The organism is Lacibacter sp. (assembly GCF_035299325.1).
In the GTDB taxonomy this organism is placed as follows: Bacteria; Bacteroidota; Bacteroidia; order Chitinophagales; family Chitinophagaceae; genus Lacibacter.
The window spans coordinates 65,647-78,371 of record NZ_DATGWT010000008.1 but is presented as its reverse complement, the minus strand read 5'-3'; the positions used below and the strand labels follow the sequence as shown (position 1 = coordinate 78,371).

Annotated in this window: 13 protein-coding genes; 8 read left to right on the top strand and 5 right to left on the bottom strand. The window is 40.0% G+C overall.

Annotated elements, in window-relative coordinates:
- The first annotated feature begins 86 nt into the window (after nt 1–86).
- Nucleotides 87–1,622: an IS21 family transposase gene (gene istA / locus VK159_RS06980; protein WP_324229414.1), complete on the top strand. Its 1,536-nt coding sequence runs from the start codon at nt 87–89 to the stop codon at nt 1,620–1,622.
- 25 nt (nt 1,623–1,647) lie between these two features.
- Complete coding sequence (gene istB / locus VK159_RS06975) at nt 1,648–2,394, top strand: IS21-like element helper ATPase IstB (protein WP_324229413.1); 747 nt, start codon at nt 1,648–1,650, stop codon at nt 2,392–2,394.
- Between the two features lie 608 nt (nt 2,395–3,002).
- Here the strand turns inward: istB and VK159_RS06970 are convergent.
- The gene (locus VK159_RS06970) at nt 3,003–3,872 is read right to left on the bottom strand and encodes a hypothetical protein (RefSeq protein WP_324229412.1); all 870 of its coding nucleotides are present in this window, start codon (nt 3,870–3,872) and stop codon (nt 3,003–3,005) included.
- 839 nt (nt 3,873–4,711) lie between these two features.
- Between VK159_RS06970 and VK159_RS06965 the strand changes: the two genes are divergently transcribed.
- The 4 genes from VK159_RS06965 (at nt 4,712) to VK159_RS06950 (ending at nt 7,239) form a co-directional block, all read left to right on the top strand.
- On the top strand, nt 4,712–5,323 hold the full coding sequence (locus VK159_RS06965) for a hypothetical protein (protein ID WP_324229411.1): 612 nt from the start codon (nt 4,712–4,714) through the stop codon (nt 5,321–5,323).
- Between the two features lie 51 nt (nt 5,324–5,374).
- A complete protein-coding gene (locus VK159_RS06960) occupies nt 5,375–5,668 on the top strand; it encodes a hypothetical protein (RefSeq protein WP_324229410.1) in 294 nt (97 codons plus the stop codon).
- Nucleotides 5,669–5,878: 210 nt separating this feature from the next.
- Nucleotides 5,879–6,556, top strand: coding sequence for a hypothetical protein (locus VK159_RS06955; protein ID WP_324229409.1), 678 nt, complete (start codon nt 5,879–5,881; stop codon nt 6,554–6,556).
- A 104-nt stretch (nt 6,557–6,660) separates the two neighbouring features.
- Nucleotides 6,661–7,239: a cupin domain-containing protein gene (locus VK159_RS06950; protein WP_324229408.1), complete on the top strand. Its 579-nt coding sequence runs from the start codon at nt 6,661–6,663 to the stop codon at nt 7,237–7,239.
- Nucleotides 7,240–7,297: 58 nt separating this feature from the next.
- On the opposite strand, the gene VK159_RS06945 is transcribed toward VK159_RS06950, so the two are convergent.
- The 3 genes from VK159_RS06945 to VK159_RS06935 all read right to left on the bottom strand — a co-directional run bounded on the left by VK159_RS06945 (nt 7,298) and on the right by VK159_RS06935 (nt 9,834).
- On the bottom strand, nt 7,298–7,663 hold the full coding sequence (locus tag VK159_RS06945) for a DUF2200 domain-containing protein (RefSeq protein ID WP_324229407.1): 366 nt from the start codon (nt 7,661–7,663) through the stop codon (nt 7,298–7,300).
- 99 nt (nt 7,664–7,762) lie between these two features.
- Nucleotides 7,763–8,491 carry a DUF2071 domain-containing protein gene (locus VK159_RS06940; protein ID WP_324229406.1) on the bottom strand — a complete coding sequence of 243 codons (729 nt, stop codon included), beginning with the start codon at nt 8,489–8,491 and terminating at the stop codon, nt 7,763–7,765.
- Between the two features lie 71 nt (nt 8,492–8,562).
- Nucleotides 8,563–9,834, bottom strand: a complete 1,272-nt coding sequence (locus VK159_RS06935; RefSeq protein WP_324229405.1) for an NAD(P)/FAD-dependent oxidoreductase — start codon at nt 9,832–9,834, stop codon at nt 8,563–8,565.
- A gap of 120 nt (nt 9,835–9,954) precedes the next feature.
- On the opposite strand from VK159_RS06935, the gene VK159_RS06930 reads away from it, so the two are divergent.
- Both VK159_RS06930 and VK159_RS06925 read left to right on the top strand, forming a co-directional pair.
- Nucleotides 9,955–10,359 carry a hypothetical protein gene (locus VK159_RS06930; protein WP_324229404.1) on the top strand — a complete coding sequence of 135 codons (405 nt, stop codon included), beginning with the start codon at nt 9,955–9,957 and terminating at the stop codon, nt 10,357–10,359.
- A 24-nt stretch (nt 10,360–10,383) separates the two neighbouring features.
- On the top strand, nt 10,384–11,361 hold the full coding sequence (locus tag VK159_RS06925) for a cytochrome c (protein WP_324229403.1): 978 nt from the start codon (nt 10,384–10,386) through the stop codon (nt 11,359–11,361).
- Here the strand turns inward: VK159_RS06925 and serA are convergent, their stop codons facing one another.
- Nucleotides 11,362–12,600: a phosphoglycerate dehydrogenase gene (gene serA, locus VK159_RS06920; RefSeq protein ID WP_324229402.1), complete on the bottom strand. Its 1,239-nt coding sequence runs from the start codon at nt 12,598–12,600 to the stop codon at nt 11,362–11,364. It lies immediately after the preceding gene.
- Nucleotides 12,601–12,725 lie beyond the last annotated feature (125 nt).

Below are 12,725 nucleotides of genomic sequence, written 5' to 3'. Positions count from 1 at the left end.
AAAAAGATTAGTTGTTTTTGTAGCATAAAAACAAGAGGTTCTTGGTTCATCAAGTACCACTTTTCATGTCTAACAAAACAATTGAGATGTTTACAATACGCCAGATTCTACGGCTGTATACCTCCGGTAAAGGAACCAAATCCATCAGCCAGTCAACGGGTATAGCCCGTAACACCGTTAAAAAATATTTGTACCGCTATATACTTTCAGGCAAAACAATTGAGCAGATTGAAGCGATGAGTGATGCAGCGATGTCACGTCTGTTTTTAATTCATGCTCCCATTGTTGTACCGAATAAGCGCCAGGAAGAGCTGGAACCGCTGCTGCCTTCGTTGGCAGCCATGTTAAAGAAACGGGGTGTAACAAAAGGGATGGTGTATGATGCGTACAAACTTCAATGTCCAGAAGGATATAAAAGTTCTGCATTTTTAGAACGGCTGAATGGATACATGCAGGTGGGTAAACCATCGATGAAAATGACGCATAAAGCAGGCGATAAACTATTTGTTGATTTTACCGGTCAGAAGTTAAACCTCGTAGATAAGCAAACAGGAGAAGTAAGTGAAGTGGAAGTTTTTGTAGCCATCCTCGGCTGCAGTCAGCTCACTTTTGTAATGGCTGTCCGTTCGCAATGCAAAGAAGATTTTATACTGGGCTGCGAACGTGCACTTCATTTTTTTGGTGGGGTACCACAAGCCATTGTTCCCGATAATTTAAAATCGGCTGTTACCAAAGCCAGCAAGTATGAAGCGCAGCTCAATGAGAGTTTTGCTGCTTTTGCAGAGCATTATCACACTTTTGGTTTTCCTACACGAACCTATAAACCTAAAGACAAAGCATTGGTAGAAGGTGCAGTAAAGATTATCTACAGCAGTATTTTTTCTAAGATCGATCAAAACATTTATCATCATCTCGATGAGCTCAACAAAGACATCCTTGTTCATTTAGATGCGCATAACAATGCAAAACTTACTGGCGAAGATTACAGCAGGATGCAACAGTTTACAGAACTGGAGAAGCACACACTGCAACCACTTAACCCGTATTTATTTGACCCAATGACAACGCAGCTGTCAACTGTAAACAAATACGGCCATGTACTACTAAGCGTGGATAAACGCTATTACAGTGTTCCCTACAAACTGATCGGTAAACGGCTGAAGATAAAATATACCAGCAGCAAAGTAGAAGTCTATCACGAGAACGAAGTCGTTGCCGTGCATGAACGTTTTTTTGGCAAGGCAAACAAATACATCACACAGCAGGATCATCTTGCCACACAACATAAATATTTAGCCGAATGGAATCCGCAGAAATTTATGGCCACCGCAGCCTCTATTGGTGAAGAAGTAGCACAGTATGTTGCCAAAATACTGGCAAGAGAACTGTATCCTGAACAAAGTTATAAATCCTGTTCCGGTGTATTGAGTTTTGCCAAACGTGTAGGCCATGCACGATTGATTAATGCCTGCAAACGAGCTGACAGTTTTGGCATTTACAACTATGCAATCATTGATCAGATACTGCGTTCCAAAGCCGATGCAATCCCTTTTGAAGATGAGGTAGCCGGCACCGATATGCCTTCTCATGAAAACATCCGTGGACAACAGTACTACGAATAATTTTTTATCACAACAATCAAAGTACATGAACAACGAAACAGTAAAGAAAATGGGCGATATGCGCCTGTATGGTATGCAAACTGCATTTAAAGCATTTGTTGAGCAGCCGCCATCGGTCAGCTTCACCAACGATGAGATGGCGCAGTATTTAGTACAAAGCGAATGGGACGACCGCAAACACCGATCCCTGCAACGCAACATTAAAACAGCAAAGTTCCGTTACGTGGCAGATGTAAACGGAATAGACTTTAATGAAAAACGTGAACTGGATAAAAATCAAATCGACCGGTTGTTTACCTGTGAGTTTATTAAAAAAGCGCAGGACGTTTTTATCACCGGCAGCACCGGAACAGGAAAAAGCTACCTGGCTTCTGCCATCGGCCATCAGGCTTGCTTGTTAGGCTTTAAAGTATTTTATACCAACACGGCCAAACTGATGTCTGCTTTAAAAATGGCTAAAGCCGATGGCTCACACTTAAGAGAATTAAACAAAATCGAAAAGCAAGATCTGTTGATACTGGACGACTTTGGTATACAGGCTTTTGATGCAAGCGCAAGAGCATTGCTGATGGACATTGTAGAAGACCGGCATGGCAAACACTCCACCATTATTGCTTCGCAGGTGCCGGTAAGAAACTGGTACGATGTAATTGGAGAACAAACCATCGCCGATGCAATACTCGACCGGCTCGTTCACCAATCTGCACGTGTTGAACTGAAAGGCGAATCGTTACGCAAAAACAGAAAGGAACAAACTGATAAAACTAATTAATCACACAAGACATAATTTTATCCTACGTTTGACAAGTAAAAACAACCAGTTCTTTAACAGCTTCAGAGTATCTCTCCTCCAGTTTTTGGAAGATTTTTTTAGGGGGTCAATTTAAAATGGCGGATGGGGGTCAGTTTGGGTGGTATTTACACATTATAGCCTTTACCTAAACGAAATACCCCGTACTCTCTACAAATTGTCTCGTGAATAAACTCATATGTTTTGTTTGCTCTGTCACTCCTATAACCATCCTCACCAATTGCGTCTCGTATTATATGAACTATTTGAACTCGTAATGGTTGAGGAAATTTGTCGTACGTGAAAATATCTGGCATTTCTCCACGCAACCTTTTTTGTCTTTTTGAAAATAAGTCTATAATTCCCATTGTCTAATTATTGAGGTCTGTCATACTATTGTGCCTAACGTTGAAGCATTGGCGATGTGGCGGCATTCATTGAACGTCCAGCCCGGAACCAATACTGATTAAAGATACAAATGCTCATTGTTTATTCTGTTGCTTGGCGTTATTCGTCTGCCGAAACCGAAGTTGAGTAGCGAACAAAAGCTGAGAAATTATTCGTCGCCCCGCCATATTGCCAATGAAATGTTAGCCACAGTAGCTTTTGATTATTTTCTCTGATTCTTTTTTCATCTTCTCAAAGGTTGCAATAAATTCGTCACAACGTTCTTTCACAATTGGGCTATTCTTTTTTACAAAGCCTGCTCGTTTCCCTAAAAATTCGAAATTGTCGTGATAGTCCCAATACAAATCCCAATCGCAACCTTCAACATCGGGGATTGCAACTTTTAAAAAAGCATACTCATTTGTCTTAAAGGTTGCCCTTCCAATTTTTATCTTTTTAAGTTTGTCAAGGTGAAGGATTGGCAATAATGCTGGAAACTCTGTTTTGTTGATGATAAAACCTAAAGAGAAAACTTCAAGATTAGGAAGTCCTTTTAAAAATTCAAAGTCTTCAATCGGCTGATTCCAATCAAGTGTTCCGTCAATACACAAGTATCTTAAACTATTTAATCCTTTAAGTCCGTCGAAGTTTGAAACTCTGCGAAGGTTTTCAAAGTGCAACGATTTTAATTTTTTCAACCTTGCAAGTGGTGTCAAATCAGAAAAGCCTGAAACATATTCAAGAATTAGTTCTTCCAAATTTTGCAAGTCGCTAATGAATTCAATGTCTGTCGCTCTGAAAAAAGTTACTCTTAATCTTTTTATGTTTGTCAGCTTACGGATTGCTTGAACTTGTTCTTTACTTGGGTCGTGAAGTGTCAACTCTTCAAGATTTAAACAGTCAAAAACTTGTTTCCAATGTTTTTCGTCTTGATGTTTGCTGATAGTTAGGATTTTTACTTCTTCCTTGTTTGCTATTTCAAAGTCTGCAATAAATGCAAATCTTTCTCTATTGGGAATTGCCGTCCAGTAGTCGCCTGTCCTGTCTAAAAAGTCTCCAAAGTGATGTTTCATTGTTTGTGAAGTGTCGCTATGCTATTGTGGCTAACGCTTGTATTTGCGCTATTATACGCAACATCTCCCAAATCACAAAGCTTGTGCATCAAATATTTAGTGTTCGCCTTTTTGTATTGTAGTTGCGCAATTGCATTTTTCATATAACCGTGTGCAAACGTTTCATAAGCGTTTGCACATGATTAATAACTGATTTTACAATGCCGTATTTTTTTCAATTGTTTTTTGTTCATGAAATAAAAAAAGAAAGTGCATGCCCATATATCATGCCTGCATTCCTAATACATGATGAAGACCATCCTTATGTATGATGCTGCCCTTCCCTTTACATGAAGGAGCTCTTCCCTTTACATAAGGAAGCCATTCCCTTTACATAAGGAAGCCCTTCCCTTTACATTAGGAAGCTCTTCCCTTTACATGGGGAAGCCTTTCCCTTTACATGAGGAAGACCTTCCTGTGGTTTAATATTAACCATCTTCCTGATTGTTTTTGTCTTTTTCCTGTTAAAGAAAGCCGCCATATGGTCATAGAAAGGATAAAGAAATGTTGCAGGGGCACTCACCTGCAATTTTTTTTCGGGTAGTTTCCCTCAATTTAAGGGGCGAACAAATAAGTAAATTCCTCAATATAACATGTGTGGCAGCGGCTGTAAAACGGCCCCTATATATATTCAATATATAAAAAAGTTTCATTTGTGCAAGCGTTAAAAAACAGGCAACCGGGGCCACTTGCAAAAACAAAAAACGCTGTGTTGCTTTGTTGCGTTAAACCGTGTTAAACACCTCCCTCCTGCACCACGTGTAACGCACGGAAATGTTTACTTCAAAAATTCAATTTGTATGAAAAAAGCTACCACAAGCTTTGCGTCGCTTTCCGATGGTAACCTCGAAAGTAAAACGCACGAGATCCTTACTTCCATGACGGGCAACACAAATTTTCCTGCGCCCATTCCTGCATTGGCCGATGTTACCGCTGCTGCCACGGCTTACTCCACTGCCCTCTCAAAATCGGGTACGGGTAACCGTATTGATGTGGCCGATAAAAATGCCAAACGGGAAACATTGATCGGGTTGCTCCGCAGCCTCAGCACTTATGTAAACCTGGTGGCCAATGGCGATGCTGCCATGATTCTCAGTTCAGGTTTCGACCTGAGTAAAGACCGCCAGCCTGTTGTGCTTACACGCCCTGAAAACATTCGTGTGGAAAATGGTGTGGCCACCGGCAGCTTACTGGTGAGTGTAAAAGCAGTAAAGGGTGCTTATGCCTATTTTCATGAGTACACTACCGATGCTACCATGGCACCGGGCAGCTGGGTGAGCACAAGCGGCACCACCAGTAAAATGCAGTTTACCAACCTGCAGCCGGGTACTACGTACTATTGCCGTGTGGGTGCCATTGGCACAAACAACCAGGTGCTTTACAGCGACCCTGTGAGCCGTATGGTGATTTAAGATTTGATTGTTTTTAAACGCTTTTGAAAGATTGTTTGGAAGGCCACCTGAATGGGTGGTCTTTTTTTGTGTTGGGGTGTGGGTGGAAGATGGACGACAGACGACGGACGACAGACCATCACAGCCTTATATGCCGGGCACTTGCTACTCATCACTGCCCACTCACTATTGATTACTGATTACTCATCATTCATCACTCATCATTCATCACTCATCATTCATCTCTCACGCCAAGGCTTCGGCGGAAAGGCATTACTCATTACTCATTACTCATCATTCATTACTCATCACCTTTATTTTGCAAATAATGCAACACCACCATTTTGCAGGTATCTGTACCGGTAGTTTCTGCAAATAACAACAAAGCCGGCAGAAAGAATCGATTTCGTACACGGCATTGTTGAACAGTAGCTTTGTATCACTAACTAATGATCACCAAAAAACTTTACGTATGAAATGAGCGATAAAAAAATATTCATGTTTATACCAACCGGTAATAAATATTTTTTTGTGGCGAATAACATGTGGCCAAATTAAAAACTAAAACAGACATACATGAAACAGAAAATTATTGCAATGGCGGTTATTGTTTTAATAACAGGCTGTGTGAAAACAGATCCCGGGCCTCAACAGAATCCGGTTATAGAAGGCCAGGTGTTATCGTTCACAGATAATGCTCCTGTAAGTGGCGCCACTGTTGTAACCTCGAAGTGTGTTGAACCTGATTATTATTTTGCCGGATGCAACCGTTGGGAGGATACTAAATACAGTACATCAGGTGACGGAAGTTTTACGATGGGAAAGGGCGATGAATATAAAATGGCTGTTTCCAAACCTGGTTATTGGAGTTGCCGCATAACGGATGGCAGAGCCAATGCCGGAGATATTCAATATGTTACCGGTACAACAGGTCTTAAAACGTTTGTAATAAAGCTGATTGAGGAAGTGAGAATAAACGTACATATTAAAAACACTTCTGTAATTGCAGACACAAGCCTTTTGTACTTTGTTGCTGAAGGAATTCATCCCCAAAAATTCAGCGCCAATGCTGTTCGCTTGCGGAAAGGCATTGACACTACGTTTCAGTACAGCGCTTTCGGGCATCTCAATAATCGTATGAAAGTGTTAAGTAACGATCACTATTATTCCTACCTGGGCTCAGACTCCGTAATGTACTCCAAAGATGTTTTTGTGCCGGCAGGAAGCAATACTTCAATCGATATTCAGTTTTAATATTTTTTACTGCAACCTGTTTTGAAACAACGTCCCCGTCAGATGCTTAAAAAAATAAAGTAGCTTTAAGCAGCAGATGTTATCTATTTATAAAAACAGATTTTATGAAACGGAGTGCATTTCTGAAGTTTTGTTTGGCGATAGGCAGTGTGGCAACTGCCCCATTTAAAACAGAAGCCGGAAGTAAACCGAAACGCAGGGTTGGTAAAGGCATTGTGGTGAAAAACGGGAATGACCGTTTTAACAAGCCACTGTCTCTTTTTGATGGCGATAAATTTTACTGCAAAGTATCTGGCAAGGATACAGATGGCGATCTGTACATCTTTGATTCAACACGGTTGAAAGAAGGTGGTCCGCCATTGCATTTCCACTATGAGCAGGATGAATGGTGGTACATTATTTCAGGAGAGTATATGATAAAAGTTGGCGAGGAGATTTATCATGCCAAAGCAGGCGATTGTGTGTTTGGTCCACGGGGTGTGCCACATACATTTGCAAAAGTGGGTAAAGAAGAAAGTAAATTAATTATGCTGTTTCAACCGGCGGGTAAAATGGAAGAATGGTTTAACCGTGTGCATAATGGAGAGATCGCTAAAATGACAGAAGAAGAAAAAGATAACGCCAGGAAAGCACATGGGTTTGAGCATATTGGTCCGCCGTTAACATTCTTGAAGAAGTCATGATGAAGAGTTTCTCCTGATTTGCAGTTAGAATAAAAAGTTGGGTAATTTTTTCATTCCATTAAGCCACTCGTAAAATCTTTTCCATCTTTTTGCCTTTTGCCAGTTCATCTACCAGCTTATCTAAATACCTGGCTTGTTTTGTTAAAGGAGTTTCAATTTCTTCTATGCGATAGCCACAAATCATACCGGTAATCAAGTGAGCATTGGGGTTCAGTTTTGCTTTTTTAAAAAAGGTTTCAAATGTTACTTTTTCATCAATAAGTTGCTGCAGTTTTTTGTCATCAAAACCGGTGAGCCACTCGATTACCTCATGCAATTCTTTTTTTGTTCTGCCTTTACTTTCAACTTTCTTAACATAGTGCGGATACACAGATGCAAAGGTCATCTTTGCAATGCGTTCATCATGTTCGGGAGTTGTTTTCATACCGAATGAATTTAAGAGGAAAGTTAGCTGATTTTTTTATTACCGGATAGCCTTGAACATGCTTCGCTTATGATAACATTGTGGTGCAGGTTTACTTTTTTATTTAAGTATCGTACGTTCATATACTTTTATTTCTGAACCTTCGGCCACAAACAACGAATCGGGTTGCATATCGTTGAGAAAAGAAAAATCTTCGCCATAAAGTTTTCCGAAATCGATCTTATACGAGAAATTATTCACCGGGTAAATATTCCATCTGGGATGTTCAACTTTATACTCACCTGTGCGAAAAGCTGACAGCGATGTATAACCCCAGTAATGTTCAAAGATGAATTCTTCTTTGCTGCCTTTTGCAATCGGCTTTACCTGTATGGCTGTTTCAACTTTCAACTCATGTTCCCGTTCCCTACCCCATTCAAAGGAGAGGTAACGTTCATTGGTTTGTTCAATCTTACTTTTGATTGGAGAATAAGAATATTTTTCCTGGTAAATAAGTTTAGCGATCCACGCAATCATGCGTTTGGGCACCAGTTCACTGATGAACACAACACCATGTTTCATGCCCTCAGCCGAAGGATATTTTACATAGAACCGGAGATTGATCTCTTCAAAGTCTTTATGAAACGGGAAGCCGATACCTTTTACTTTGGTATCAAGAAAATGAAAGGCCACAAAACTTACATAACATTTCCCATCAAAGGCATCGAGCTCAACTCCATTGGGAAGATGAGGTTTTAATACATGTTCCGGTACCACAAAATTCATCATCACCAGGTTCCGCCATTCGCCTGTAAGAAATGCTTTTGTTTCTGTTTTTTTATCACTCATTTCATCATTTACTTTTATTCAGAAGGTTTCCGACATTAGTGAGAAATCTTTTTTCAACTCCTTTCTCTCTTTTAACTCTTAGCTTCTTCTCTTCTATAAAACTCTTTAAAGATCAACCGCAAACTCTGGTCGTAGGTAAAATAATTATACAACCAGTTTGTAAACACAAAGAACCTGTTCTTCACACCAAGGATCAACATCAGGTGTAAACCCATCCAGATGAGCCATGCAAAGAAACCACCGAAATGGAGCTTTGGCTTTGGCACATCCACTACAGCAAGGTTACGACCAACAGTTGCCATAGCACCTTTGTCTTTGTAACGGAATGCTTTTGCAATTTTTCCTTGTCGCAGATTCAGCAAATTTGCTGCCAGTAATGTGGCCTGCTGTATAGCGACGGGTGCAACCTGTGGATGACCATTGGGAAAATGCTCTTCTTCCATATATGCAATATCGCCGATGGCAAATACATTGTTGAGTCCCTGCACAAAATTGAACTCATCCACTTTAATTCGGTTGCCTCTTGCAATTAAGGAAGAATCAATACCCGCAGGAACATTTCCTTTAATACCGGCAGCCCATATCACTAACTTCGAAGGAATGATTGTACCATCTTTCAGCGTAACATTCTTTCCATCATAATCCTGCAGCAAAGAATTGGTCATAACGGTAACACCCAATCGTTGCAGATAGTTCAAACTATGTGCACTGCTTTGTTCACTCATGGCTGCAAGTGTTTTGCCTGTGCCTTCAAGCAGATAAATATTCATCATGCTGAAATCGAGTTCAGGATAATCTTTGGGCAATACATATTTTTTCATTTCAGCAATGGCGCCACTCAGTTCCACACCTGTTGGTCCGCCACCCACTACCACCACATTCATTAAGCGTTGTAATTCATCTTTATTGTCTGCATGCAATGCATCTTCAAAATTGTGTATGAGTTTATGACGCAGCTGTAATGCTTCAACAGTTGATTTCATTGGAAATGCATGTTCTTCCAGGTTCTTATTGCCGAAGAAGTTGGTGGATGCTCCGGTAGCTATCACAAGATAATCGTAGGTATAAGTGTCTTCATTTGTGATCACTTGTTTGGCAACTGTATCAATACGTTCCACTTCTGCCATGCGGATACGCACATTCTTACTTTTTTGAAAGGCTTTACGGAGAGGGAACGAAATGTTCGATGCATCGAGCCCTGCTGTTGCCACCTGGTAAAACAGGGGTTGAAACTGATGATAGTTGAACCGATCAATTAATGTAATGTCGATCCCTTCTTTATTGCTGAGAATATTCGCTAACCGTAAACCACCGAAGCCGCCGCCGAGTATGATGAGTTTCATATTGATTGTTTGAGATCATAAAGTTACGAAGTTTTCAATATTTTTTGAAAATATCGGAATAATTTAATTTTCTTTCAGCCGAATCGGTGCTTACTTTAGTTATCAAATAGTGATTTACTTATGAAAAAGGCTTCCTTTCTTATTGGATTGTTTTTCCTGTTTCTGTTTGCCTGCAATCGTGAAAAGAAACAATCGTTTCTCTCAACCGATAATATCCGAATGCAGATTTTCAACATCGACCCAACAAAAGAGAATCGTATCACCGGCGCAAGAGGTGGCATCTTTACAATTCCTGCAGGAGCATTTGAAGGATCGGGAGCCGTTACCATAGAATTGAAAGAAGTATACGCTCCTATTGAAATACTCGCCGCTGGTTTACGTACCGAATCAAATGGTGAGCTATTAGAGAGCGGTGGGATGTTCTTTCTTAATGCGAAAAGAGACGGAAAAGATTTAGTGTTGAAGAAAGAGATCAATGGATCAATTCCTTCAGACTACATCAACGATTCAATGAAATTGTTTTAAGGTGAAGTAAACGAAGATGGGAACGTGAATTGGGTTGATCCGGCTCCATTAAAAACTGATACCACTCCGGTTAATTGTATTGAAACAGGCAGGCAATTGTTTCAGACAAATTGTGCTTCGTGCCATGCTGTAAATATGAGACTAACAGGCCCTCCTGTTGCAGGTGCTGACAAGAAAGTTTCCAGGGATCTCTACTATGATTTCATTCGTAACCCTGCAAAAACTGCAATGAAATCAAGTTACTACAGTCATTTAATTGCAGAATATGAGGGAGTAATGATGACAGGCTTTCCGGGGTTAAGCAATAAAGACATTGACTGTATTATTGAGTTCGCAAATTCACTGGTAAATGATTCTTCATTATTAGCTCAACCCTGTGGCCTCGACACAATATTTGTAAATGATGATTTTGAAGAGGTCCGTAGAAATGCATTTGCTCGCCGTAATGACAATACGGAGCCATTGACTGAGACCCAAAATGACAAACTGCTTAACAGCGATACAACCATTCCAGCAATCCAAGAAAGATACAGCTTTGACATTAATACATTCGGTTGGTACAATATAGATATTTTCATAAAAGAGATGGAAGGAATTGATGAGGTAACCCTTTCTGTAACTACTGATTTCTCAGATAAAGAAATCGTTGATGTTACACTCTATTTTCCTGAAAAAAGAGTATTTGGAAGCGGTTATTACAATTCGAGATTAGACAGATTTACATTTGGTACTGATGAAACCAAGACCCCTTTATTTATTGGGGATTTAGCAATCTTGTTTTCGATTGCCAACAAGGACAGTAAAGTATTTTACGATGTACACGAATTCAGAGTAGAAAAATCTCAATCAATCAAGATTTCGCTACAAGAATCCACAGAAGAAAAATTGCAGGAAGCATTTGAAAAAATAAACCTTGATAACATCAATCTAGACAGGCTTACAAAAAAACCAGTTGTTGTTCCAATCCCCTGTAATGATTCAACTCATTTACCTGCCAAATAATTAATATACCATCCTCACCTTAATGGTTTCTTTTACTTCCTTCAAAAGCTCAACTGCTTTTTTTGAAAGCTTGCTGTCAACATCCAGTACCACATAACCGATCTGGTCGTTTGTTTTTAAATATTGACCAAGGATGTTGATGTTGTGTTTACTTAATTGTGTATTGATCTGGCTCAATACACCCGGTACGTTTTTATGAATATGCAGAATACGGTGAGTGCCTTCCTGCACAGGCAATGCTAACTCAGGAACAGTATGTGAACCAATGGTGGTGCCACCTTCTAAATACTGAACAAGTTTATTGCTTACATCGGCACCAATATTTTCCTGTGCTTCTTCTGTACTTCCACCAATATGTGGCGTAAGAATAACATTCGGCAGATCCTGCAAAGGTGTTTGAAAACGATCACCGTTTTTTTCAGGCTCCCAAGGGAACACATCAATGGCAGCACCCGACAAATGTTTATCAAGTAATGCCTGGCGCAATGCGTCAAGATCAACCACTTCTCCCCTTGCATAGTTTAACAGGATAGCTCCTTTTTTAAATTGTTTAAGGGCGGCTTTATTAATGAGATTTTTTGTTTGATTTGTTTCAGGAACATGCAGCGATACAATGTCTGATTTGTTCAACACATCTTTCATGTGTTTGTATTGCACGGCATTGCCCAATGGCAGTTTTGTTACAACATCATAGTAGATCACTTTCATACCAAGCGATTCTGCCAATACACTCACCTGGCTGCCGATATTACCATAACCAATTATACCCAGCGTTTTTCCACGCAATTCATAACTGCCCTTTGCTTCTTTGTTCCAGATACCTTCGTGTGCAGCTTTATTTTTATCAATGATCCTGCGGATGAGTATAATGCTTAATCCAATCACCAGTTCAGCCACACTTCTTGTATTGCTGTAAGGCGCATTCATCACCACCACCCCTTTATTGGTGGCAGCTTTTAAGTTCACCTGGTTTACACCAATACAAAAGCAACCGATGGCCTGCAATTTGTTGGCAGCATCAAGCACTTTCTGCGTGATCTGTGTTTTTGAACGGATACCAAGCAGGTGCACATCTTTTATTTCTTTAATGAGTTCTTCTTCACTTAAAGCACCGCTGAGTTTTTTAACACTTGCATATCCGCTGTCTTTTATATTTTGCACAGCTGCCTCGCTGATATTTTCAAGCAATAAAATATTGATCTTGTCTTTGGGATAACTGGTGGTCTTTTTTTCTGCCATGATCGTATGAGTGATTTGCTTATTTTGCAGCGCAAAGATAGTCCACTGAACAACAATAGAATTAGGTTGTTTTGAAATTTTCGAAATAAGGACAAACAATCACCGTTATTACTTAAACCAAACGA

What these genes read in the sequence shown, in the direction of transcription:
- istB (WP_324229413.1), top strand. Translation starts at nt 1,648, where the DNA reads ATGAACAACGAAACAGTAAAGAAAATGGGCGATATGCGCCTGTATGGT.
- serA (WP_324229402.1), bottom strand. Translation starts at nt 12,600, where the DNA reads ATGGCAGAAAAAAAGACCACCAGTTATCCCAAAGACAAGATCAATATT.
- VK159_RS06940 (WP_324229406.1), bottom strand. Translation starts at nt 8,491, where the DNA reads ATGAGTGATAAAAAAACAGAAACAAAAGCATTTCTTACAGGCGAATGG.
- VK159_RS06950 (WP_324229408.1), top strand. Translation starts at nt 6,661, where the DNA reads ATGAAACGGAGTGCATTTCTGAAGTTTTGTTTGGCGATAGGCAGTGTG.
- VK159_RS06970 (WP_324229412.1), bottom strand. Translation starts at nt 3,872, where the DNA reads ATGAAACATCACTTTGGAGACTTTTTAGACAGGACAGGCGACTACTGG.
- VK159_RS06955 (WP_324229409.1), top strand. Translation starts at nt 5,879, where the DNA reads ATGAAACAGAAAATTATTGCAATGGCGGTTATTGTTTTAATAACAGGC.
- VK159_RS06935 (WP_324229405.1), bottom strand. Translation starts at nt 9,834, where the DNA reads ATGAAACTCATCATACTCGGCGGCGGCTTCGGTGGTTTACGGTTAGCG.
- VK159_RS06930 (WP_324229404.1), top strand. Translation starts at nt 9,955, where the DNA reads ATGAAAAAGGCTTCCTTTCTTATTGGATTGTTTTTCCTGTTTCTGTTT.
- VK159_RS06960 (WP_324229410.1), top strand. Translation starts at nt 5,375, where the DNA reads ATGGGTGGTCTTTTTTTGTGTTGGGGTGTGGGTGGAAGATGGACGACA.
- VK159_RS06945 (WP_324229407.1), bottom strand. Translation starts at nt 7,663, where the DNA reads ATGAAAACAACTCCCGAACATGATGAACGCATTGCAAAGATGACCTTT.
- VK159_RS06965 (WP_324229411.1), top strand. Translation starts at nt 4,712, where the DNA reads ATGAAAAAAGCTACCACAAGCTTTGCGTCGCTTTCCGATGGTAACCTC.
- istA (WP_324229414.1), top strand. Translation starts at nt 87, where the DNA reads ATGTTTACAATACGCCAGATTCTACGGCTGTATACCTCCGGTAAAGGA.